Source organism: Gemmatimonas sp. (genome assembly GCF_027531815.1).
Taxonomy (GTDB): Bacteria; Gemmatimonadota; Gemmatimonadetes; order Gemmatimonadales; family Gemmatimonadaceae; genus Gemmatimonas.
In genome coordinates this window covers 42745-66184 of record NZ_JAPZSK010000008.1, presented here as the reverse complement: position 1 = coordinate 66184, position 23440 = coordinate 42745, and the positions used below count along the sequence as shown (strand labels likewise).

The window sequence follows — 23440 nt, the reverse complement described above, 5'->3', positions numbered from 1 at the left end:
AGGTCAGGCTGCACGTTAGCCTGAATCCATCGCGGCTTGTACCTCCCGCGCACGGCAGTGATCCGTGCGGCGGCGATTTGTGTGATTCAGCGCACGCGTGACCGGTAGGTGCGCGACAGGCGGAGCGTGGAGCCATCCCCCAGCACCAGCAGGCCGTCACCGCCCGGCAGCGGGGTCATCTCCCGCACCCGATCCATGTTGACTACCACGCGCCGATGAATCCGCACGAACTGCCGCGGATCGAGGGCCGCTTCAATGGCGGTGATCGTCCCGCGCGTGCGGAACCGCTCCCCCGCCGTGTGCACGCGGATGTAGTTGCCGTCGGCCTCGAACCAGTCGACATCGGCAAGCGGCACGAAGCGCGTCCGCCGCCCCTCCCGCACGAGCACGCGCAACGGTCGCGCCACGGAGGTGGACAGCCCACCATCCTCCTGCGTCAGATCCAGGACCGCCTCGTCGCCCGGATCGCGAGGAGTGACCACTCGCCCGTCGCTGGCCTTCCCCTGCCCGCGCCAGGGCGACGACGCCACCAGCGTCCCCGTGTTGGCGGCACCGACCGCGCGTCGTGCACGGGCCACGTCGCCACCTTTGTCGTCGTTGCCGGTCGCGGCCTCCAGCGCGCCGGGCATCACGCCGCGGGTGCGGAAGAGTGCAGCGAGATCCATGCCGGCAGTGGCGCCGGCTTCGGCCAGCAGCCGCTGCAGTTCGTCGGCCGTACGCAGCAAGGCCAGCTGCAGCGCCTGTTGCCTGGCCCGCGCCACCGCCTCCTCGAGCCGCCCCGCCGCCGCGGGCCACAGCACGAAATCGGTGGCCTGCAGTTCAAAGGCCGTGACGGCCTCGTCGTCGCTCGTGCCCACGAAAATGAGCCCCGCGGGACGCTGCGTTGGCGCCAGCGACCGGACAAACGCAAACCCGGAGCCGTCGGACAAGGTGGTGGCCACGACGGCGATGTCGGGCCGCTGCGTATCCAGCACGGCCGTGGCGGCGCGCGAATCGGGCGCCTGCCCGAGCAGGACGAGGTCGAGGGCGGAGGCCACCTCGGCGAGCTGCACATGCAGCGTGCCGGAGAGCTGGCCCAGTACCGCAACACGGAGTGACATGGGGAGCGTGGAGTGACGCGAGCAGACAGGCGGCGCACGGCCGCGCGTGTCCCTCTCCTACGTCGCACGCCGGATGACCGTTGTGCCACCAATGCAAAACGCCAGCCGGTGCGCCGGCTGGCGTGTGCATTCACTCGGTTCGGTCGTCGCGGTGGCTCGTCGGGCACCGCTCTGCACGACGAGCCCCGCGGCGACACACGCGCCTCACGTGGGGCGCGATCCTCCTGGGGTACCAATACTCAGACGGCGCTGGCCTGTTCCGTGACGACCCGCACGGCATCATCCACCACCTGCAGAAAGCCGCCGTCTACCTGAAAACGCTGCTCGCCACCGGCGGTGTCCACGCGCAGGATGCCGCGACCCAGCAGGGTCATCAGCGGCGCGTGCATCGGCAGAATGCCGACTTCCCCATCGAACGCCGGCGCAATCACCCCGCGCGCGGCGCCTTCGTACAACACCCGCTCGGGGGAGATCACCGACACCTTGAGCTCGGCCACGGATCAGCCCTGGAGCTTCTTCGCGTTGGCCACCACGTCTTCCACGCCACCGGCCATGAAGAAGGCCTGCTCGGGGAGATTGTCGAACTCACCGGCGCAGATGCGCTCGAAGCTGGAAATCGTCTCCTCGAGCTTCACGTACTTGCCCGGAATACCAGTGAACTGTTCGGCCACCGCGAACGGCTGCGACATGAAGCGCTGCAGGCGACGGGCCCGGCCGACGATCTTCTTGTCGTCTTCCGAGAGCTCGTCCATGCCGAGAATGGCAATGATGTCCTGCAGCTCCTTGTAGCGCTGCAGGATGCGCTGCGTGGTGGTCGCCGCGGTGTAGTGGCGCTCACCCACGTACTGCGCATCGAGAATGCGCGACGTCGAGTCGAGCGGGTCCACCGCGGGGTAGATGCCCAGCTCGGTGATCTTGCGGTTGAGCACGACCGTGGCGTCGAGGTGCGCGAAGGCCGTGGCCGGCGCCGGGTCGGTAAGGTCGTCGGCGGGCACGTAGATCGCCTGCACCGACGTGATCGAGCCGTTGCGCGTGGAGGTGATGCGCTCCTGCAGCTCACCCATTTCCGTGGCCAGCGTGGGCTGGTACCCCACGGCGCTGGGCATGCGCCCGAGCAGCGCCGACACTTCCGAACCGGCCTGCGTGAAGCGGAAGATGTTGTCGACGAAGACGAGCACGTCGGCGTTCTCCATGTCGCGGAAGTACTCGGCGACCGTGAGACCGGCGAGGGCCACGCGCAGACGCGCACCCGGCGGCTCGTTCATCTGCCCGTAGATCAGCGCGACCTTGTCGAGAATGCCCGCTTCCTGGAACTCGAGGTAGAGGTCGTTCCCTTCGCGCGTGCGCTCACCCACGCCGCAGAACACGGACTTGCCGCCGTGTCCCTTGGCGACGTTGTTGATGAGTTCCTGAATGATGACCGTCTTGCCCACGCCGGCGCCGCCGAAGAGACCGATCTTGCCACCCTTCACGAACGGGGCGACGAGGTCGACCACCTTGATGCCCGTTTCGAAGACTTCCGTCTTGGGCTCGAGGTTGACGAAGTCGGGGCGCTTGCGGTGGATCGGCCACCGCTCGGCATCGGCCGGAATTGGCGCGCCGTCGTCCACCGGATCACCGAGCACGTTGAGGATGCGGCCGAGGGCCGGCGCACCCACGGGCACCGTGATGGCGCTGCCGGTGTCGATCACGTCCATGCCGCGCGTGATGCCGTCGGTCGACGACATGGCGACGGCGCGCACCTGGTTGCGGCCAATGTGCTGCTGGACCTCGGCGGTCACCTTGATGGTCTGACCGTCGGGCGTGATTGCCGAGACGGTGACGGCGTTGTAGAGCTCGGGCAGGTGATCGTTCTCGAAGGCCACGTCGATGACGGGACCGATGACCTGAACGATCTTGCCGACTGCGGTCGGCGCGGCAGTGATAGCCATGAGTGCGTACTGGATATGGTGAAACGTCAGCCCTGCAGTGCCGATGCACCGCCGACGATTTCGGCGATTTCCTGCGTGATTTGCGCCTGACGCGCCGAGTTGTACGTGCGCTTGAGCAGCTGCAGCATCTCGGTGGCGTTGTCGGTGGCGTTCTTCATGGCCGTTCGACGGGCGCCCTGCTCACCGGCCGCCGTTTCCACGAGGGCGCGGTAGATGGTGTTGCGCACATAAAGCGGCAACAACGCTTCGAGAATGTCGTCGGCCGAGGGGGCGAGGATGAACTCGCGCGCCACGGTCGCGCCTCCGGTGGTCGACGGCGCCACGACCGGCAGCACCTGTTCGGTGGCCGGCGGCGTGGAGAGGGCCGACTTGTACTTCGCGTAGGTGATGTACACCGCGTCGAGATCACCCGCCGCGTAGCGCGCCATCAAGTCGTCGATGAGCGAGGCGGCATCGGCCGAGGTGGGCCGATCGCCGATGTCCGCGCGCGCCCCGGCGAGCGTCCGCCCCAGATACTTGTAGAAGCCGATCCCCTTGCGCCCAACCACGTGGAGCTCAACGGACACGCCCTGTCCTTCCCACTCCGCCAGTCGTGCACGCGACTCACGCAGCAGGTTGGTGTTGAACGCGCCGCAGAGTCCACGATTGGCGGTGAGCACGACGAGCGCGGCCCGCCGGATCTGCGTGGGACGCCGCAGCAGCGGGAACTGCTCCGCCAGCTCCGGCGTGTACACGTGCGCCAGCACGTCGCCGAGCGCCAGCGCGTACGGCCGCGCGGCACTCACGCGATCGGCCGCGCGCTTCATCTTGGAGGTAGCCACCATTTCCATCGTGCGCGTGATCTTGCGCGTGTTCTCGACGGACTTGATGCGCCCCTTCAGTTCTCTGCCTTTTGCCATGAGGGCTTACGTCAGGTCGTGGGTGAATGAGGAGTGGAACTCAGAACCCACGACTCACGACGCGAAACCCTTGGTGTACTGCTCGATGGCGCGCTTGAGCTCCGCCTCGGCATCCTTGGCCAGCGCCTTGCTGCTGCGCATGCCGTCGAGGATCTGCGGGAACTGCGCCCGCAGGTACTCGAGGAAGCCCTTCTCCCACGCCCGCACCTTGCCGGTGTCGATGGTGTCGAGGAAGCCGTTGGTCACCGCGTAGATGACCGCGACCTGCTCCTCGAAGGGCAACGGCGAGTACTGCCCCTGCTTGAGGATTTCCACGGTGCGCGCTCCGCGCTCCAGCTGCCGCTTCGTGGCCGCATCGAGGTCCGACGCGAAGGCCGCGAAGGCTTCGAGTTCGCGGAACTGCGCCAGGTCGAGACGCAGGCGACCGGCCACGCTCTTCATGGCCTTCGTCTGCGCCGAGCCGCCGACGCGCGACACCGAGATGCCGACGTTCACGGCCGGGCGGATGCCGGCATTGAACAGGTCGGTCTCGAGGAAGATCTGACCGTCGGTGATGGAAATGACGTTGGTCGGGATGTACGCCGACACGTCACCGGCCTGCGTTTCGATGATGGGGAGCGCGGTCAGCGACCCGCCCGGCTTGAGGATGTTCGTGCCGTCGACCACCGCATCATCTTCGCGCAGCTTCGCGGCGCGCTCGAGCAGGCGGCTGTGCAGATAGAACACGTCGCCGGGGTAGGCTTCGCGGCCCGGCGGACGACGCAGCACGAGCGACAGCTGACGATACGCGGCGGCCTGCTTGGACAGGTCGTCGTACACGCACAACGTGGGCTTGCCCTCGTTGTACATGAAGTACTCGGCCATCGAGCAGCCCGAGTAGGGCGCGATGTAGAGCATCGGCGCCGGATCGGAGGCCGAGGCGGCGACGATGATGGTGTACTCGAGCGCGCCGGACTGGCGCAGCTTCTCGACCACGGAGGCAATGGTGGACGCCTTCTGGCCGATGGCGACGTACACGCAGATGACGCCCTGCCCCTTCTGGTTGATGATCGTGTCGATCGCAACGGCGGTCTTGCCGGTCGACCGGTCGCCGATGATGAGCTCGCGCTGGCCACGGCCGATCGGAATCATGCTGTCGATGGCCTTGATGCCGGTCTGCAGCGGCTCCTTCACGGGCTGGCGCACGATGATGCCGGGCGCCGGCGACTCGACCTTGCGGAAGTGGGTGGCGCGGATCTCGCCGAGCCCGTCGATGGGACGGCCCAGGGGATCGACGACGCGACCAATGAGCTCGGGGCCAACGGGCACTTCGAGCACGCGCGCGGTGCGGCGGACTTCGTCGCCTTCCTTGAGCTGGAGATAGTCACCCAGGATGACGGCGCCGATGTTGTCCTCTTCGAGGTTCAGCGCCATGCCGGTGATGACCTGCTTGGTCTCCGACGACGTGAACTCGAGCATCTCGCCGGCCATGCACTTGCCGAGGCCGTAGATGCGGGCGATGCCGTCCTTCACTTCGAGGACGCTACCGACTTCCTCGACGTTGAGATCGGCGAGGTCGGCGGCTTCGATCTCCCGGAGGAGGATGTCCTTGATTTCGCCGGGACGCAGGGCGGTCTGGGTGGCCATGATGCGAGGCGTGTAATTGCTGTGGAAACGCGCGGAAGAACGCGGACGAACCGCGTGCGATGCGAATTTGGATGCCGCTTCGGACAACCGCTGCGGGAGCGATTCGGGTATAGCTTGTGAAAATTATCACAAGCGGGGAGGGAGAGCAACCCGCGACCGCTCGGCATTGTTCGAGAGCGCGTCCATTCCGGGACGGCTTCGGGGGACCGCGGTCGAGGGTGGGGTACGGCACACCGCGGTTGGGGCAACGCCCGACCCCGCCCCGCGGACCGCCCGTCCGGCCGATCTTTACGCCGGCTGCGACTCCTCGTCGGGCAGTGCGGCATAGCGCGAGAACCGCTCGAGCAGGTCCATCGCCCGCAGGCGACTGAGGCTGGAAGCACGAGCCCCGACCAGCCGCTGTGTCGTGCTGCTCAGATGCGAGGAGCTGGCAAAGCCCAGCACCTCCGCCACATCGCGCACATCATGGCCCGCGTTTTTCGACAGCTCGGCCGCCGCCAGCACCCGCACCAGGTCGATGATCTTCTTGAGGGTGGGCGCCTGCCCTGCCGCGAAGCTGCGCGAGAGATGTTCGCGGGAGACGCCGATCTCCTTCGCCAACTGGTCCGTGCGCACCGGACGGCCGGCGCGTCGCACCACGCTGTGCCACACCGCCAGCTGCAGCGGCGTCTCGAGGTGCAGCACCGGCGGCGGGACAGCCAACGCCCGCTCGAAGCGCACGGAGAAGGCGCGACGCGTGACCAGTTCGCGGGCGGCCCCTTCATCGACGCCTTCGATGAGTACCTCGCAGATACCGGCATCGGCGGCCCGCGCCAGCAGCGGCGCATCGGCGGGAAGCAGCGTGGTCACCAACACGAAGGGGACGCTCTGGAATTCATCGGCACGCGCAATGAGCCGCTGCGCGTCGTCGCCCGCTCCCGCGTCGATGATGACGGCGTCCACCAGCTCCCGCACCAGGTGCGATTCCACATCGGTCGCACTCTTGGCCGACACCACGTGCGCGCGCCGTCGCGGAAACGCCGTGCGTACGAGCTGCCGCGCCCGATCACGCTTGCAGAGCGCGACGACACACAGCAAGGGCGCCGACGCGTCGGCGGCACGCGAAGCCGGGGGCATGCGTGACGTCAGGCGGTCTGGTCGCCCACCACGGCCTGCATGGAGGCCGGCGGGGTGGGACGCCGCGGCGCTCCGGCAGGATCAACGTTCACGTCGATTCCCTGCACCATGGCGTTGGCGCGCAACAGCACGTCGCGCGCATTCGCGTAGCTCACCAGCTGCGTCGCCTCGTCGAAGCGCGCCCACTTGCAGGCCGTGATCCCCTCGGCGCGCTGTGGGGTGGTGCTCTCGGCCTCGGTGCGCATGAGAAAGAAGTGGCAGACCTTGTGCACCAGCTTGCCGCGGAAGCGGAAGAACCAGTCGATCGTGTCGATCTGTCCGTCGAGCATCACGTCGTCGAGCCCCGTTTCCTCGCGCACTTCGCGCAACGCGGCCGCGTCGGGTGCCTCGTCGGTCTCGAGATGCCCCTTGGGAAATCCCCAGTTCTTGTAGCTGTCGCGAATGAGCAGAAAGAGCGGCTCGCCCTCGTGCACGCGGTACACCACCCCGCCGGCCGACGTCTCGAGCCTGGCGCGCAGACGCCGGCGCCCTTGCGCGTCGCCCCCCGTGGCGGAGGATGACGGGTCGGTGCCGTCGCGACCGGGGTCGCGGCGCGGATCGCGGGCCGGCGTGGCCATTACCGATGCGGTGTAGTCAGCGCATCCGGCGGGAGACTCCCCGGGAGCCCCGCCACCAACGGCGTGTGGTCGTCGAGCGTGGCCCGCCCCTCCACGAACTGCCGCACCAGCGGATCCGTGCTGTGCTGGATCTCGTCCACGGTGCCCACGGCGTGCACCCGGCCCTCGTAGAGCATGGCGATGCGCGTCCCTACCGTGTAGGCGCTGCGCATGTCGTGCGTAATGACGATGCCCGTCACCCCCAACTGCTCCCGCATGCGCACCATGAGCTTGTCGATGGTGGCCGAGGTGACCGGATCGAGGCCGGTGGTCGGTTCGTCGTAGAGGATGTATTTGGGGCGCAGGGCGATCGCGCGCGCAATGCCCACGCGCTTGCGCATGCCCCCGGAGAGCTCGGCGGGCATGCGGTTCTGCACATCGGGGAGATCGACGAGGTTGAGTGCCTCGTCGACACGCACGCCGATCTCCTGTTCCGAGAGCTCCCCCTGCTTGCGCAGCCCCATCGCCACGTTCTCGCCGATGCTCATGGAGTCGAAGAGGGCGGCGAACTGGAAGACGTACCCGATGCGCCCGCGCAGCGCGTAGAGATCCTTGCGCGAGAGTTCGTCGACACGCAGGCCATCGACCCACACCTCGCCTTCGTCGGGCTCGAGCAGTCCGACGATGTGCTTGATGGCGACCGACTTGCCGGTCCCCGAGTAGCCGATGATGACCATGGTCTCCCCTTCCTTGACGGTCAGGGAGAAGCCGCGGAGCACCTTCTTGGGGCCAAAAGCCTTGTGGACGTTGCGGAATTCGATCATCGGATCACAAAGATGACACCGTTCGCGGAATGTGGCTAGTTCCGGCAGCTCCGCACACTCAAAACCCGAACCCAAGACCCGGAGCTGATCGGTTCCGGGCACTGAGTTCGGGTTCCGTGTTGTGGGTGGCCGCCGAGCGGCCGCCGGTACGCTTACGCCGCGAACGACCCCAGCGCGCGGCCCACATCGCCCTCACGCAACCGCTTGAGGGCACGGTCGCGCAACTGGCGGACCCGCTCGCGGGTGACGCCCAGCATGGAGCCGATTTCCTCGAGCGTGTGCTCACGCCCGCCCTCGAGGCCGAAGTAGAGCCGCAGCACCTTGGCGTCGCGCGGGGGGAGCGTGGAGAGCGCCTGCTCGATTTCGTCGGTGAGGAAGCGATTCATCGCCTCCTCTTCCGTGTCGGGCATCTCGTCGGCTACGAACCGCTCGATGAGCGAGCGATCGCCATCGGGATCCATGGGCGCGTCGAGGCGCACGTCGCCGGTGTTGAGCGCCGCGAGCGACTGCACGACATCGACCGAGAGACCGGTGACCTGCGCGAGTTCCTCGGGCGAGGGCTCACGACGCAGCTTCTGGCGGAGGATTTCCGACGCCTTGATGATGCGCGAGAGGTCGGCGGTGCGGTTGAGCGGCACGCGCACGGTGCGCCCCTGACGGGCGAGCGACGAGAGAATGGCCTGACGAATCCACCACACGGCGTACGAGATGAACTTGACGCCCTGATCGGGATCGAACTTCCGCGCCGCGGTGAGCAGCCCGACGTTGCCCTCGCCGATGAGATCGATGAGCGGCAGGCCGCGGTTCTGATACTTCTTGGCCACGGAAATGACGAAGCGGAGATTGCGCTTGACAAGTTCCTGCAGCGCGTCCTGGTCACCAGCCCGGATCTTCTTGGCGAGGTCGATTTCTTCCGCGGCCTTGAGCAGCGGGTAGGTCGAGACTTCGTAGAGGTACTGGTCGAGGATGTCGCGCTCCGGCTCGCTGGGCGCAATGCCCGCGGGGGCCGCACGACGGCGCTTCCGCTTGACTTCGGTCATGATGTGCTATGCGACCTCGGGATGAGACATCATCCCTGCTGGGGAAACAGAGAAACAGGCGTGTGGTGGAACGGGCGATTCGGCTGGCCAGGCAGCGGCGCCGGCACGCGCCCCCCTCGTGAAAGGCCCGCGTGGTGACCGCGGCCGGATGCGAAGCGGGGGTAGCCATGCAAGATACGACACCGCAGGGGAAGCGCCAGTGTGAATTCTGGGAGTCTGCTTGACGACAGACATACACCTGACTAGACTGCGCGGTTCCTGAGACCTTGCTGCGCGGCGCGTTGGGCTGCCGCAGCACCCCGTCTCGGGGTCCGGGGCCGTAGCTCAGTTGGGAGAGCGCTTGAATGGCATTCAAGAGGTCAGGGGTTCGATTCCCCTCGGCTCCATGCCCCGGTTCACCCAGGTGGCCCCTCGTGGCGGCGAACGGTGAAACAGGGCACCCCAGCGGCGGCCATTGCTGGCGCGGTTCGGGTTTCATGCGGGAATAGCTCAGTTGGTAGAGCACAACCTTGCCAAGGTTGGGGTCGCGGGTTCGAGTCCCGTTTCCCGCTCTGTTGGTCCGATGTCGAGGGTCGTTAGCTCAGTTGGTTAGAGCGCCACGTTGACATCGTGGAGGTCACAAGTTCGAGTCTTGTACGACCCATGCAGGAAGCAGTACCGCTGGAAGCGGGACGGGAGCGCGGGCAGTGGCGACGCGACGACCGACCCGGTAGGTTGCGAGTCCTCTGCCTTCGGGCACGGGGGGAGTAAGCAGTGTGGTACCGCGGTGTGCGTGGTGGTCCGTTGCGCCTGTAGCTCAATTGGATAGAGCATCTGACTACGGATCAGAAGGTTGGAGGTTCGAGTCCTTCCAGGCGCGTTGGTGGGTTGAGTAGGTGCACCGCAGTATCGCACGGGGCGTAGCTTAGCCCGGTAGAGCGCCTGCTTCGGGAGCAGGAGGTCGCTGGTTCAAATCCAGTCGCCCCGACTGAGATAGATAGAAGCCCGTCAACGACTTACGTCGCTGGCGGGCTTTTGCTATCCCGGGCCCCTAGCCGAATTTTGGCCGCTGTACACGATGGGGACACATCCGCGCGCGTAGTGGCACCTGAATCACCGCCCGCCGTAACCATGTGGGACGAACGAACTGTCGGCCTAGTCGGCATATTGGAACCGGACCGAGTATCGCCGGTCTCGCTGTACACGAAACGCAAGGCGCTCACCTTCTCCTATTTCCGAATTCATGGACTTCATTGATCAGCTTCGGCTCCTCGCCAGTCGCATTACGACCACCCGCTCGATGGTGCAGACGGAAGAGGCCACCAAGACGGCCATGATCATGCCGTTTATCCAGATCCTTGGCTACAACGTTTTCGACCCTACCGAGGTCACCCCAGAGCTTGTGGCGGACATCGGAACGAAGAAGGGAGAAAAGGTTGACTATGCCATTCTTCGGGATGGAAAGCCGGTGATGCTCTTTGAGTGCAAGAAAGCGGGAGCGGAACTCAGCGTGAACAACGCAGGGCAGTTGTTTCGCTATTTCCACGTCACCGCAGCGCGGTTCGGGGTTCTGACAAACGGACTCACGTACAAATTCTTCACCGATCTTGAGCAGCCGAACAAGATGGATGATACACCGTTCTTTGAGTTCAGCATTCTGGACTTCAAGGAACGCGATGTCGAAGAACTGAGGAAGTTCGCGAAAGCCGCATTCGACGTTGAACAGATTCTAACGACGGCAAATGAGCTGAAGTACACGCGCGCGATTCAGAATAAGCTTGCCGAGTGGATGGTGTCGCCAAGCGAGGACTTCGTTCGCCTCGCTTCCGCCGAGCTTGTTGGAGGCCGCCGCTTCACACCGGCGATTCGCGATCAGTTCACGGCTGTCACGAGGCGCGCTTTTGAGCAGCTTGTCTCAGAGAAGATCAATGAGCGACTCAAGGGAGCGATGGCCCCTGAGCCTCCGCGCATTGAAGTGCCGCAACAGCCTGAACTGTCGCAAGTAATTGGGAACGGCGACATCCCCGTCAGCGAGTCGTCAGTTACGACGACCCAGGAAGAGCTGGAGGGTTTCTATACCGTCCGTGCGATCTTGCGTTCACTTGTCCCGGCGAAGCGGGTCGTGATGCGTGACGCACAGAGCTACTGCGCCATCTTCCTCGATGACAACAACCGTAGGCCTATCTGCCGCCTGCGCTTCAACAATCCTGAGAAGCTCCGCATCGGCCTGTTCAACGGGTCGAAGGAAGAGAAGGTGGTCGCGATCGATTCCGTTGACGACATCTACACACACGCCGATGACATCCTCGCTGTGGTAGAGTCTTACGTCGGGCCTCAGGGCAAGGCGGATGGGTAACTGCCCAAATCGCTCCCCTTCTTGTGGTGATTGTACCAGAGATGAAGCCCTAGCCGATGCTCGGGCGCGCCCCACTTCGTGTGGGGTGCTTTCTCGTTCAAGGGCGCCGGATTGAACACGGCGGGCCTCGATGACGGGCGGTAGTGGTGGATGTTCGCGTGCGTAGTGGTGCCGTCGGACGCATCTCTAGTCCTGCTTCGCACTCCCGCCGCGCGGCTAGCGTGTTGCGAAGGATCCAACCGGGGGCGAATATCGGCGGTCCTTCTTTCAATGGGTTGCCTATGTCGTCTGGATCATTGTCGGGGCGCGTGCGGCGCTACTGGCAAGGCGGTTGGAGCCTTGTGGCGCAGTTCGCTCCGGCGCTCGTCGTAGCCTATACGCTGCGGGCTGAGATGGAAGGCGAGCATATCGTGATTCGAGTAATCGGGGTCGCGCTCATCAGCATCACGGCTCAGACAGGCGGAATGCTTGCGTACTGGCTGCTCGGCGGCTTTCTCGCCTCGATGGCAGAGGGTAGCCCGTTCGCGCTACTCGAGACGCGTTCTCTGTCGTCAGAGACGGATTCTGAGAGAGACCTCAACCGTAGGTTTTCGACGGTCGCGGAGTCGTCAACGCCAGGCAGTAACGCAGCGGTCATCCTTGCGGCACTCGTGTGGTCGTGGGGATACGCTCGGGGGTAGTGCGGTGGCTGGTGGTCCGTTCGCGTTTGCGTTAGGCACACAATGGAGGGTAAAGTGCAGTCAGTCGATACCGAGGCCGAGCTAAGCAATTTCACGAAGGGGCGCACAGTACATAGCGGTGCAGCCCTCGTCCTGTACCTCGTGGCGGTTGTACTGAGCCAGTCGATGCTGGTAGCCGTGGCGGGCGGTTTCGCGCTGCTAGTTGTGCGTTCATGGCTCATCGACCGCATACTGTTCCTCAACGGCGTAGTGTCGGATGAGCTACAGCGCACGACAATTCGAACGGCCCGCGAAGATGCCGAGCAGACACGGGCGGTCCTGATGAAGATTCGGCGGGAGTGCGCGCGCCCACGACGGAGGCCGACGAGCGACGATAGCTGACAACGGGATGACGCGGGCGGCATGGCTTGCCGCCTCCCCCTGTCGAGGCGCATCGTAGGGTTCGCGTGCGCCTCCATTCAGGTGGCGTCAATTCACCCACAACCATTGCGAGGCGGGAATGGACCAGGCGGGGGCATTGCTACTTGCTGGCGGCGCATGGGTCGGAACCGGCGTGGCGCTGTACTTGGATCGACCGTATATCGCGGCCTTCCTCGCCCTTACCGCCATCATGGCGATCATTGTCTCTGTAGGGCTTGCGTGCATGAATTGGCTCGCAGACGAGATACGCCAGCGACGCTAGCCCCCACTTACCGAGCCAATCCCGGTCGCGCTGATTCGCTACGGACGAAAAGTGACGACGTAGGAAGAAAGCACAACGCCCCCCGCCAACGTGGCGAAGGGCGCGGCACTACGGCGCGAGCGACGGGCGACTAGTACGGGAGCGGCGCGAGGCCATTCAACATGCGCCGTCCACCTGCGGTAATCCGTTCCGATCCGTTCATTCGTTCATGGTGTCACCAGTCAGCAGGGTAGCCCGCTGCGGCGAGCGGCACTGCTGCCTCGTCGAAGGGCGCTATGGTCAGTTCGCGAACAGGTCTCGATGGCGTTCCGTTCGTCAAAGTGTTCACGGCGTTTTCATAGGGGGGAGTGCCCCCGATGAACGGATGAACGGTTTCACCGTCAGGGGGTGGCAGGTAGCGCCGGAACGCCTCGCGGCAGTCGTCCAGATAGTACCCCCGCCCCCGCCTCCCATCCGCCATGAGCGTTGTACTCACGCGAGGGTGAATGCCGTAGACACCGAGCAATACGGCAATTCCGCGCGGGGAAATCGGCCCGCCGCGTGTGTATTCTGGCCACGGGCGATCCTCCATAAGTCGCAGGAGTTCCGCAAGGCGAGCGGAAGGAATGAACGTCGCCCGATCTTCGGCGAAGATGTCGCGTAGGTCTGACAGTAGCGCCACAGTCGGCGCCACGCTGTCCATGCTGTTTCCGGTCTTCGCATGCAGCACCCGGGCGGCTTCGCGCGCGCGCTGCGGCCATGCGCCCCCGCAGTCGTCTGCGATATTCAACAACGGACCCCAAATGTCGTCCTGACGGGCGCTCAGCCCCGCGAAGGGCTCAGGTCTGGCCTTGAGTCGGGGAGTCGCATCCTGCGCCCATGCGGCCAGTTTGCGCTTTATTGGCTCCAGCTGCGCTAGGGTGCGCGAGCGGGCGGATTCGATGTGCACCCGTTCTTCGTCGGTCGCTTTCGACAGACGGAGAGGGATCGAGCGTTCAGCGACGGTCGGGGGCAACTCCCCGATTCCGGCCAACAGCTTCGGACACCATGTGTGGTAATCGCGGACCTCGTGGTCGTCGCCCTGGCAGATCGTGAAGATACCGTCCCGCTTGAAGCCCGAATTGAGCACTCCGCGCAAGGCTTCGGCGCGTTCGCTCCGCGCAGCGGCGCCTCTAAACACCGTGTCTAGTTCGTCGAGAAACAGCGTTGGCGGGCGCCCGTCAGGCTTCCCCGCGCCGCGCCCACGGTCCACCATGCGATAGATGGCCGCAGGGGTTGCGGAGTCTGCCCGCTTCGGATCAGCCGCCAGGGTCGCGAGTACGTCAATGACCGTGGTTTTCCCGCAACCCGGCTCCGGCGATGAGATGGCGAGGTACGGCGTGTAGTTCTCGCTGGCCTCAAACGCCCACGTATGCAGGCACCACAGCGCCGAAGCGCAGATTGCGTGGTCGCTCATGACTACGAACCGCCGAATCGCGGCCATGACTTCATCGGCCAGCTGCGCCCCGTCCGGGATTGGGTCGGGGGTATCCTCGCCATTGCCGCCGCACGGGGCGGCAGCGTCCATAATCGCGCACAGTTCGTCAGCGGTGCCCCCTGCGTTGACCCAATCGGTCACGTCCCCCTTCGGCGGTAGGTCGGGCAGGTCCGGCGCGTAGAGCCACGAAACCACGGTGCCCAGGGCTTCCGCTAGCCGATCCCGAAACGCGCGCCCGGCGGCGTCATTGTCGGCGAAGATGTACACGCGCCGATGCCGGAGCACCTCCAGGCGAGCGAGCGGGATGTGTTTCACGCCAGCCCCTTCCGGTAGTGTCGTGGCAACGAACCCAAGACCCGCCAGCGTCAAGGCGTCCTTCTCGCCTTCCACTAGAAGGACCGGCGTGTCCAGCGGAGCGGCGAGTAACTCCGGGAGCCGGAATAGCGGCAGGTCGGATTGCTTCAAGCCGTTCAGCCCCGACGCGGTGCCCCCTGTGGGGAGGGGGATCGTCCACCGGAAATCCTTCGGCGCGTATCGCTGCTTCGTCGCGAGAACAGTGCCATCTGCTGCACGGTACGGGTACTCGGCCACGAGGGTGCCGTTACTCATGGTTCGCCCCTCCGGTGCGCTGCGCTTCTTCGCGTTGGGTCGCTTGCTCCCGGAGCCGTTCGCGGTAGTCGCCACGCGCCAACTCGGCACGTAGCCACATGCGGCGTTCCGGTGTCAGGCGTTCGAAGTTGTCGCCGGTCACTTCGTGCGAGAGATGCGCGTGGTCGTACATCTCCCAGTCATCGGGATAACGGGCACGGCGCGCGGCGGCGGCGCAAATCTGGCGGCGCAACGGCTCAGATATCTCCGCCAAACTCGCAAGGTCCTGCAACTGTCGGTCAGTGGCGAAGTCGAGCAGGCCGAGTAGGGCAAGCTCCGGGAAGGAGTAGAGGTAACGCTGTGTCATTAATGCCTCATTGAGAACGGTTCCCCCGCGTATCACGCGGGGCATACCTTCGGTTGTGGTGCTGCGGGGTCCTTCGTGATCCTGCGGCGGTCTATTGCTCTATCGTCTCAAAGTCAGCCTCCGGGATGTCGTGAGTAGAACCGCCCGCGCCGAGTCGCGCGGCGACGTGGGGCGGTGGCGGCTCGAAGGTGATGTGTACCCGGTGCGCGGCGGGTACCTTGGCGCTTGGCGCCGCGTCGGCGGCGTACTGTCCGGCGTACATCCGGGCGGCGATCCAGCGGGCCGCGTCCATGCGTAATCGGTCGCGCTGGACACTCTCGCGCAGCACGGCGCGCGCGACCTTCTCCACCTTCGCGGGGTCCACGTCGGCGATGGCATTCAGCACGGCGCGCGCGGTGGCGTCGGCGCTCTCGCGCCCGCTAGCGATGTCCTCAATAAGATCAGCGCAAGCATGTGCGCGCAGCTGCAACGCCAGGGCGTACCGCTCGCGTAGTGCGGCGTCGGTGTCGAGCAGCCGGTAGAGCGTCGTACGCGGCAACCCGACACGCACACACGCATCACGCACACTGGCGCCGTCGCACACGAGGTCCAGCACCGTATGTGCGCGCGCATCCTCCGGCAGCGGAGCCGGGACCGGGACGGGGTCGTTCACTGTGTTGTCTCCTACCATTGGCTGGCGCGACACCTTAAGGGCAACGCGACACGTCTAACTGCTTGCTTGACAACGACTTACGTGCATCCTACCTTCGACACTGTCTGTTTCACTAGCACCCTTCCACCAACGAGGCGCCCGTGCTGGAAGTCACCGAACACGCCAGCGGCATCAACGATGATGCGAGCTGGTTTCTTGAGCAGGAAATTGCCCTGCCCAACGGCGGGAAGGTCGTCGTTCATGTGCAGCACGATGAACGCGCGCGCGAGTGCGCGGTGTCGTTGACCGTCTGCGATAGCCTAGGAGCGCGCGCAGCCAGCGAATTGCGCGTACCTAGCTTCGTCTAGGCGCGAATACGGCGCCGCCCAACACGGGAGGGCGATGGACGGTTACCCGGCTACCAGTTCCGCACGGCGCCGCCGCGACACGCGACGGGCGGCAAGCCACGCGTTCACCTCATCCAGGGCGTAGCGGGGGCGGTTCTCGACATACGTAATGACCGGGCCCCGACCGAGCACCGCCAGATTGGCGAGATGTTGCGAGGTGACTCCAGCGGCTTCGGCGACCTGTCGCCGGGTGAGCAGAGCCGGTGCCGGTGGCGCGATATGCTCCGTTGCCATACACGTAGTATACTGCCCGATTTCCGTACAGCAAGAGGGACGTTCGATGAGAGGAGCTTTTGTCAAGAGTCTTAATTGAAACGTAATGTACTCTGGACTCTACTGCGGTCTGGTGAACGCTCGGTACGGCGGAATACGTGGGGTCGGGAGGTAACGACCGAAGCCCCCGGGGGGTCCGAAGGGCTACGGGGGTGGGTCGCAGCGAAGCCCCCCGCCAGCGCGCGCAGTCCCCTACTCGCCGACGCGCCCGCAGTGGGATCTATCCGCCTCGCTGGCGGCGTCCCCGACGCGTCAACCCTAGAGCGTCGGCTTCCGTACTGTTGGCCACTGTGCGCCCAGCGAGCCACGCCAGCAGCGCCCGCTCCGAATAGCGCGGCGATCCGGGCCCGACGTACACCACGGGCGGGGCATCACCCCCGGTGCTGTGCAGGTTCGCCAGCGTCTTGGGGGCAATGCCGAGCCGTGCCGCTGCTTGGGCGCGAGTCAGGAACCGGTCAGCCATCGACATCCACGGAACGTAGCACGGGCGACTCCCTACCGGTCACGACTGCGGCGGCTGCACGGGGGTACCGAGCAGCGCCGACAGCGTCCGGTCCTGCGCTTGGCGCACCGTGTTGCTGTACAGCTTCGCGTACCGGCGCGTGCTCGCTGGGTCCTGGTGCCCCAGCAGCGCGCCCACTTCCTCTAGGGTGTTGCCGCTGGACAGCGCGATAGACGCGACGGTATGCCGAAGGTCATGCAACCGGGCATGCCCTACCCCTGCGGCGTGACGCACGGCATACCACAGGTGTCGAATCTCCTTGAGCGGCTTCCCCGCCTTCCGACCCGGGAATACCGGGCCGGTGTCCTGTCGCCACGGTAGCCCCTTGAGCAGCGGCAGCATGTGGACCGTATCGAGTTCCATCACCCGCTCGCCGGTCTTGGTGTCTATCGTGGCTTGGCCCGTCGTGAAGTCGATGTGCTCCCACCGGAGCGTGAGCACCTCCGATTCTCGCCAGCCACTGAGCAGCAGAAAGCGCAGTGCCGCCACGGCCACCGGGCTGGCCGGTCGGATCACCTCCGTGGCTTCACGGGCATACGACCCGCGCGCACCACGCGGCTGCTTGAGCACGTAGGCGCGCGCGTTCGGCTTTGCACGGGACGCGCGCGGCGTCTTGGGCTTCCCGCGCTCCTTGCCCTTCAAAGCGGGCGCCACCGGCAACCCTGTCGTCTCTGCCGTGGCAAGGGCTCCGTAGAGGGCATGCCACTGTGCGACGGTCAGCGCGCGTTTCTGCTGCGGCTCCGGCTTTACGTCCTCCTTGGTGTTCACCGGGTTGGAGTGCTTTGGGCGATGCCCCTCCAGTTCGCACCAGTTGAAGAACGCGCGCAGTCGCGCGGCGACACGGTTTGCCAGCACCACGCGCGGCTTCCCGGTGCGCTCCCCAGGTGTGGCCCGCACCTCGGCAATCACCTGGCGCACGTCGAGCGGCGTGACCGATGCAACAGTCTTGCTACCGAGCCGGGGCTGAATCTCGGCTTCCCATAGCCGCTCATACTCACCCGTGGTGCTCTCCTTCTTGGCTACGCCACGGGGCGAAGGCGCCGCAATCCAGAGCGGGAATAGGTCGGACACGCTCTTGGCGGTGCGCCACGCGCCACGCTCTGCGAGGGGGTCGCGCCCCCGTTCGATCCGCGAGAGCGCCGCCTTGGCCGCTTTGCGCACATGGTCCAGCGTAGAGGCTTCGTCAACGCGTTCGTCGGTACGGTCGGTGCTGGCGGTAAGGCTGTACGTCTGCCACCGCTTCTCCCCGCCCTCCGGGCGGGCATACCGGACGAACCACGTGACCGTACCGGTCGGATGCACCCGCGCCCCTAACCCCTTGGGCTCAACGTCCCAGAGGCGCACACGGCGCCCTTCCCGGGCGGCTTGGAGCTTCGCGGCGTCAAGCACCCGCTTGCTAATGGCCTGTCGCGCAATCTTCGGCATGGTTACCGTACACAAACGGGTCACATAGAATGGCAGGAATTGCCGGGAACGGTTGCGGCTCTCAGCGGGTCACAGCGGCATTTCTCCTCTGGAGCGCGCACAGCCCCAAGATGCGCCCAACGGCCATTTCTTGCAACCCACCTGCTTCGGGAGCAGGAGGTCGCTGGTTCAAATCCAGTCGCCCCGACTGAGAGAGACAGAAGCCCCGCAACGACTTCGGTCGCTGCGGGGTTTTTTTCTGTTGGCATCCCGCGAAAAGTGCTAGTCCAGCACCGCCAATCCGTGCTTCCTCACGACCGCGAGCATCTTGAGCGCCACCCCGCTCGGCTTCTTGGCCCCCGTCTCCCACTTCTCCACGGTGCTGGCGCTGGTGTTGAGCCGGCGCGCGAACACGGCCTGACTCACCTTGGCCTGCTCCCGGATCTTCTTGATCTGCACTGGGGCGAGGGGCTCGGGGGCACTCAGCGCCGCGTCGTCGAACTGGCGCATGGTGGTCTTGCCGATGGCACCCGCTCGATGGAGCGCAGAGGCCGCGGAATGAATCGCCTCGAAGGCGTCGCTCTTGTACTTAGGCTTGGTCGCCATGGCAGATCTCCTCGAGGTCCTTGGACGTGAGCAGCGCGCTGAGCTGCGCGGCCGTCAGCTTCTCATACCCTTTGGCGAGCTCCCGGAAGGTCGCGAGCTCCGCCGCATCGATGTTGGCGCGGTCCTTCTTGGCGAACAGGTAGGTCAGCACCCAGTGCCGGCCACCCTTCGCCAGCACGATGCTCCGGTAGAGATTCCGGCTCACCCGTTTCTTGTACACCCCGCCGCCGAGGTCGTCGCACTGACCGGCCTTTGCCTGCTTCACGGCGCGGCACAGTTCGTCGTCCCCGATGGTCGCCTTCCGGGCCGCCTTGGCGAACCAGGCGGTCTTGAAGACGCGGGACGGGCGGGGAGCACTGGCCATGCGTATACTGTAGCACCCAGTGCTACACCCCACAAGACGGGGCGGGGTTCCCGGGCGTCACGTCCGCGAGATTGCAGGGGCCTGACCGGCGCCCCCAGGGGCATTCCCAGATACTTTCCCAGAATGCCCGCCAAGACCCCATTGTGGGTGTCGCGGTTGTCGCGATTTCCCCTCTGTGCTGTCGCGATTGTCGCGGTCGCCATCGCCGCGCTCCGGCTTCGGGAGCAGGAGGTCGCTGGTGCAAATCCAGTCGCCCCGACTGAGACAGCAAGACGCCCCGCAACGACTTCGGTCGCTGCGGGGGCTTGCTTGCATCGGTACCCATGGAGGCCTTCGTCCGAAGGGACCCCGTTCGCGCCGTGCGTGTCGGCATGACCGCCGCCAACGCGCGGAGGCGGACCCCCCGCGCCCTACGGCACCCGGCGCTCCAGTTCCGTGTACTCCCCGGCGATGAAGTATCCCACTGCCCGTTTCGAGGGATTCGTGGTGTTGGCCACATTCCCGCGGACGCTGCTGACCGGCACGCCGAAGGGCGACCCGTTGTTGCCCACCTGCGCCGACAGCGCGGTATAGAAGCGAAACGCCTGCTCGGAGATTGACAGCTGCCGCACCCGCACGAGCTGGCCGGACCGGACCAGCCAGTCGGAGTACGGTTGAAACTGGCGAATCCTCGAGCCGTTGAATCGCTCGTCCGACTGCACGACCCGCGAGAACTCTTCACTGTCGGGCGAGACCAGTCGCCGCCCGTCGATCCACTGGTCCCACAGGTAGAAGTTCCGCTGGGATCCGGGATCCTGCACCGCGATCGTGGCCCGCCAGTTCCGCCCCGTGTCCACTTCGTCGAACTCCGCCCTGAAGAACAGCGAGTCCATGGCGACGCCGGGCTGCATGACTTCCGTGGCGCGGTACAGGTCGCCGTCCCATTCGATCTCGAGCGTGAGCGCGCGACCCACCGGCAAGGCCATCGCCGCCGCACGATACGTCCCGGGGTCCCGCAGCGACTCCACGAAGAGTGTGGGCCGGTTGGCATCGTCCAGCACACGGACCCGCGCCCCGCGGGCCGGCGTGGGTGACGCCGTGGCGAACACATTTTGGGTGATACTGAGCTGGATGACCTGGTCCGCTGCGGTGGCACTCCGCTCACGCTCCAGGCGCGCCTCCACGACGAGGCGCGGCTGGTATTCCAGGCCGCTCACGTTCACTACCCGTTCGCAGCCGACCAGCGCGAGCGTGGACATGAGCAACATCGGTAGTACGCCGCGATTTGGCATGAGGCGCTCAGAAAGTGAAGGTGTAGGCAATGCTCGGGACGATGCCGAAGATCGAGGTCTGGACCGCTTCCGTGACGAGGGGTTGACCCTCGCGCTGGCGGAACCGGAGTGCCTGGGCGTTGAATCGGTTGTAGGCATTCAGCAGGCCGAACTGCCACTCGCCGCGCCTGCCCTTGCGTGTTGCCGAGAGGTCGAGACGGTGGTAGAGGGGGAGGCGTCCCGCGTTGCGGGCGCCGTACTCGGTCACCAGCAGCCCGTCAACCTGGTAGCGTGACGTGGGAAACGTGGCCGGCAGTCCGGTGGCCAGCGTGAACGTGCTGCCGAGGGTCCACTTCTCCCCGAGCGGCCGCAGCGCCACGACGTTCAGGTTGTGCGTCTTGTCGAATGGACTCGGATACCAGCGGCCGTCGTTGATGCCACCACCGCGATTCCCCGGCAGGGTGAAGCGCTGCTCCGACCGCCCGAGGGTGTAGCTGACCCATCCCGTGACCGGGCCCTGCGACCGGCGGGCGAGCAGTTCGAGGCCGTAGGCCCGCCCCTGGCCCTGCACCATCTGCGTCTCGATGCGTGGGTTGAGCAGCACGTCCGCCCCGTCGATGAAGTCCACGACGTTGCGCGCCTGCTTGTAGAAACCCTCGATCGACAGTTCCACGGTGCCGCGCGTCGCACTGTAGCCCACCGCATACTGGTCGGCCAGCAGGGGTCTGACCCACTGCCCGGCCGGCTCCCACACGTCGAGCGGGCTGATTGAGTTGGTGTTGGACACCAGCAACAGGAACTGCTGGGTCCTCGCATAGCTCGCCTTCACACTCGACGACGCGTTGAGCATGACGCGCCCCGAGATGCGGGGCTCGAGGCCCGCGCTCGAAGCGAGTCGCGCCCCGGCGCCGAATTGGGTGCTGTCGCGCACGACGCCGGGTTCATAGCGCCCGAGCGCCGCCGAGTAGACGACGGGCGAGTCGTTGACGTACGAGTACACGGTGGCCGGACCACGGCGCTCGTACCCGGCCACCCGCAGCCCGTAGCGTACCGAGACACGCGGTCCGATACCCAGCTCCTGCCCCAGCCACGCGGCCGGCATGAGGGTGTTGCGGCGCTGGATTCGGCGCGCATTGAATGCGTTCCCCGTACCAACCGGCACGAGATCACCCGGGTTGATGCGCTGGCTCGTGAGTTCAGCACCGAACTCGATGGTGTTGGTCGGCGAGAGATACCACGCCTCGTCGACGCGCACGTTCAGGCTGCCGATACGCGAGTTCCACCGGACGTTGTCACTCGTTCCCGTGAGAATGTCGAGCCGGTAGTCGTAATCGCCCCACGATGCCGTGACCTTGGAAAAGAGATTGCTGCGCAGGGCCTGGTTCCAGCGCAGCGTGAGCGCCCGGTTCCCCCAACCGGCACCCAGATCGCCGATGCCGGCAACCCGGTCGCGACCGAGATACCCCGAGAGCAGCAAGGCCCCGGTGGCCCCCAGACGCACGTTCGCCTTGGCGTTGACGTCGTAGAAGAACGCGGTGGTGTTCTGGACGCCCGAATCGCTGGCAAGCCCGGTGAACAGGTCAGCCCACGACCGTCGCGCCGCGATCATGTACGACCCGACCTTCTTCGGCAGCGGCCCCTCCACCAGACCGCGGCCGGCCAGCAAGCCGATCGACGCGGAGCCGTTGAACTCGTTCGCGTTCCCCTCGCGCTGACGCACATCGATCACGGACGACAGGCGGCCACCAAAGCGCGCCGGGATGGCGCCCTTGTACAACGTGACGTTGTCGATCGCATCGGCATTGAAGGTGCTGAGGAAGCCGAGCACGTGACTCGGGTTGTAGACCGTGGCCTCGTCGAGCAGGAAGAGATTCTGGTCGGCAGCACCTCCGCGTACGCTGAAGGCGGTGGAGGCATCGCTGGAGAGCGAAACCCCGGGGAGCAGCGTGAGGCTGCGAATGGGGTCGGACTCGCCAAGCACCGGCGGCAGCAGCTTGACGGCCGGAAGATCGAGGCGCACGACACTCATGTCGGGGGTACGCGGGTCGAGGTCCGGTCGATCCTCACTGGCGCGACTGGCCTGCACCGTGACGGCCGCCAGCTGGACGTCGCGCCGCTGCAGCAGGACGGTGCGGGTGACGTCGTCGGTGAGCGTGACGGTGGTGTCGAACGGCGCGTACCCGAGTGCGCGCACGATCACCCGGTGTGTCCCCCGCGTAAGGAGCAGCGAGTAGAAGCCATCATCGTTGCTCTCGCCACGGACCGCCTCGTCGTCGACCGAGACCCGAGCCCGGCGCAGCACTTCGCCCGACGCGGCGCTGCGCACATAGCCGCTCATGCGCACCCGCGGCGACTGCGGCGTGCGCGTGTCCGGCCCGGTCCCCCGTGCGGTCACCGTGAGCTGACCGGAGGGGCTCACGAGCGCCTCGAACGTGGTGCCCTCCAGCAGCATGGCGATGGCGCGATGCGCCGGAATGGCGTTGACCTTGAACGTCCGTCGCACCTCCATGCCGCGCTGCGCCGGATCCGCCGCGTACGACAGGCCGGCCTGCGTGGCGATCTGCCGCAGGATGTCCTTGAGCGGGACCTGGGCGAGGTCGAGGGTGATGGCCTTCGCCAGCGGGCCCTTGAGGTCCGTCACGTCGGCAAGGCGACGATAGCCCGGCGGAAGGTCGGGGGTCCCGGGCACCGGGCGCGGCTGGGCCGCCAGCAGGGACGCCGCCGAGCAGGAGAGGAGGATACTGCGCAAGATACCGAGCATGG

21 protein-coding genes and 5 tRNA genes are annotated in these 23440 nt (G+C 65.9%); 7 read left to right on the top strand and 19 right to left on the bottom strand.

Going from position 1 to position 23440, the window contains the following annotated elements; genetic code table 11:
* Positions 1-86: 86 nt before the first annotated feature.
* The 9 genes from O9271_RS11730 to O9271_RS11690 form a co-directional block, all read right to left on the bottom strand.
* The gene (locus O9271_RS11730; RefSeq protein WP_298269787.1) at positions 87-1100 is read right to left on the bottom strand and encodes a response regulator transcription factor; all 1014 of its coding nucleotides are present in this window, start codon (positions 1098-1100) and stop codon (positions 87-89) included.
* A gap of 239 nt (positions 1101-1339) precedes the next feature.
* A complete protein-coding gene (atpC, locus tag O9271_RS11725) occupies positions 1340-1597 on the bottom strand; it encodes an ATP synthase F1 subunit epsilon (protein WP_298269784.1) in 258 nt (85 codons plus the stop codon).
* A gap of 3 nt (positions 1598-1600) precedes the next feature.
* Positions 1601-3031, bottom strand: a complete 1431-nt coding sequence (atpD, locus tag O9271_RS11720) for a F0F1 ATP synthase subunit beta (protein WP_298269781.1) — start codon at positions 3029-3031, stop codon at positions 1601-1603.
* Positions 3032-3057: 26 nt separating this feature from the next.
* Positions 3058-3930: an ATP synthase F1 subunit gamma gene (gene atpG / locus O9271_RS11715; RefSeq protein WP_298269778.1), complete on the bottom strand. Its 873-nt coding sequence runs from the start codon at positions 3928-3930 to the stop codon at positions 3058-3060.
* A 54-nt stretch (positions 3931-3984) separates the two neighbouring features.
* The gene (gene atpA, locus O9271_RS11710) at positions 3985-5556 is read right to left on the bottom strand and encodes a F0F1 ATP synthase subunit alpha (RefSeq protein WP_298269775.1); all 1572 of its coding nucleotides are present in this window, start codon (positions 5554-5556) and stop codon (positions 3985-3987) included.
* Positions 5557-5844: 288 nt separating this feature from the next.
* Positions 5845-6672, bottom strand: coding sequence for a helix-turn-helix domain-containing protein (locus O9271_RS11705; protein WP_298269773.1), 828 nt, complete (start codon positions 6670-6672; stop codon positions 5845-5847).
* Positions 6673-6680: 8 nt separating this feature from the next.
* Complete coding sequence (locus O9271_RS11700) at positions 6681-7289, bottom strand: NUDIX hydrolase (RefSeq protein WP_298269771.1); 609 nt, start codon at positions 7287-7289, stop codon at positions 6681-6683.
* Positions 7289-8092: an ABC transporter ATP-binding protein gene (locus O9271_RS11695; RefSeq protein WP_298269769.1), complete on the bottom strand. Its 804-nt coding sequence runs from the start codon at positions 8090-8092 to the stop codon at positions 7289-7291. The genes O9271_RS11700 and O9271_RS11695 overlap by 1 nt, the downstream gene beginning before the upstream one ends.
* A 152-nt stretch (positions 8093-8244) precedes the next feature.
* The gene (locus O9271_RS11690) at positions 8245-9132 is read right to left on the bottom strand and encodes an RNA polymerase sigma factor RpoD/SigA (RefSeq protein ID WP_291263425.1); all 888 of its coding nucleotides are present in this window, start codon (positions 9130-9132) and stop codon (positions 8245-8247) included.
* Between the two features lie 313 nt (positions 9133-9445).
* On the opposite strand from O9271_RS11690, the gene O9271_RS11685 reads away from it, so the two are divergent.
* The 6 genes from O9271_RS11685 (at position 9446) to O9271_RS11660 (ending at position 11467) form a co-directional block, all read left to right on the top strand.
* Positions 9446-9518: transfer RNA gene (locus O9271_RS11685), tRNA-Ala, on the top strand.
* A 92-nt stretch (positions 9519-9610) separates the two neighbouring features.
* Positions 9611-9683 (top strand) — tRNA-Gly (locus O9271_RS11680).
* Positions 9684-9701: 18 nt separating this feature from the next.
* Positions 9702-9775 (top strand) — tRNA-Val (locus O9271_RS11675).
* Positions 9776-9917: 142 nt separating this feature from the next.
* Positions 9918-9991, top strand: a tRNA-Arg gene (locus O9271_RS11670).
* A gap of 34 nt (positions 9992-10025) precedes the next feature.
* Positions 10026-10099: transfer RNA gene (locus O9271_RS11665), tRNA-Pro, on the top strand.
* 255 nt (positions 10100-10354) lie between these two features.
* Positions 10355-11467, top strand: a complete 1113-nt coding sequence (locus O9271_RS11660) for a type I restriction endonuclease (protein WP_298269766.1) — start codon at positions 10355-10357, stop codon at positions 11465-11467.
* Positions 11468-13043: 1576 nt separating this feature from the next.
* Here the strand turns inward: O9271_RS11660 and O9271_RS11655 are convergent.
* The 3 genes from O9271_RS11655 to O9271_RS11645 all read right to left on the bottom strand — a co-directional run bounded on the left by O9271_RS11655 (position 13044) and on the right by O9271_RS11645 (position 15892).
* The gene (locus tag O9271_RS11655) at positions 13044-14894 is read right to left on the bottom strand and encodes a DUF3631 domain-containing protein (RefSeq protein ID WP_298269763.1); all 1851 of its coding nucleotides are present in this window, start codon (positions 14892-14894) and stop codon (positions 13044-13046) included.
* The gene (locus O9271_RS11650; RefSeq protein ID WP_298269760.1) at positions 14887-15240 is read right to left on the bottom strand and encodes a hypothetical protein; all 354 of its coding nucleotides are present in this window, start codon (positions 15238-15240) and stop codon (positions 14887-14889) included. Before O9271_RS11650 ends, O9271_RS11655 begins: the two co-directional genes overlap by 8 nt.
* Positions 15241-15331: 91 nt before the next feature.
* Positions 15332-15892, bottom strand: coding sequence for a hypothetical protein (locus O9271_RS11645; protein ID WP_298269757.1), 561 nt, complete (start codon positions 15890-15892; stop codon positions 15332-15334).
* Between the two features lie 140 nt (positions 15893-16032).
* Between O9271_RS11645 and O9271_RS11640 the strand changes: the two genes are divergently transcribed.
* Positions 16033-16239 carry a hypothetical protein gene (locus tag O9271_RS11640; RefSeq protein WP_298269754.1) on the top strand — a complete coding sequence of 69 codons (207 nt, stop codon included), beginning with the start codon at positions 16033-16035 and terminating at the stop codon, positions 16237-16239.
* Positions 16240-16281: 42 nt separating this feature from the next.
* On the opposite strand, the gene O9271_RS11635 is transcribed toward O9271_RS11640, so the two are convergent.
* The 7 genes from O9271_RS11635 to O9271_RS11605 form a co-directional block, all read right to left on the bottom strand.
* Positions 16282-16512: a hypothetical protein gene (locus tag O9271_RS11635; RefSeq protein WP_298269751.1), complete on the bottom strand. Its 231-nt coding sequence runs from the start codon at positions 16510-16512 to the stop codon at positions 16282-16284.
* Positions 16513-16771: 259 nt separating this feature from the next.
* Complete coding sequence (locus O9271_RS11630; RefSeq protein WP_298269749.1) at positions 16772-17020, bottom strand: hypothetical protein; 249 nt, start codon at positions 17018-17020, stop codon at positions 16772-16774.
* A 33-nt stretch (positions 17021-17053) separates the two neighbouring features.
* The gene (locus O9271_RS11625) at positions 17054-18478 is read right to left on the bottom strand and encodes a site-specific integrase (RefSeq protein ID WP_298269748.1); all 1425 of its coding nucleotides are present in this window, start codon (positions 18476-18478) and stop codon (positions 17054-17056) included.
* Between the two features lie 261 nt (positions 18479-18739).
* Positions 18740-19063: a DNA-binding transcriptional regulator gene (locus O9271_RS11620; RefSeq protein WP_298269746.1), complete on the bottom strand. Its 324-nt coding sequence runs from the start codon at positions 19061-19063 to the stop codon at positions 18740-18742.
* A complete protein-coding gene (locus tag O9271_RS11615; RefSeq protein WP_298269744.1) occupies positions 19047-19427 on the bottom strand; it encodes a type II toxin-antitoxin system RelE/ParE family toxin in 381 nt (126 codons plus the stop codon). Before O9271_RS11615 ends, O9271_RS11620 begins: the two co-directional genes overlap by 17 nt.
* Positions 19428-19837: 410 nt before the next feature.
* Positions 19838-20665 (bottom strand): DUF4249 domain-containing protein, encoded by an 828-nt coding sequence (locus O9271_RS11610; protein ID WP_298269742.1) that lies wholly within the window; start codon positions 20663-20665, stop codon positions 19838-19840.
* Positions 20666-20705: 40 nt separating this feature from the next.
* On the bottom strand, positions 20706-23438 hold the full coding sequence (locus O9271_RS11605; RefSeq protein ID WP_298269740.1) for a TonB-dependent receptor: 2733 nt from the start codon (positions 23436-23438) through the stop codon (positions 20706-20708).
* Positions 23439-23440: the final 2 nt, after the last annotated feature.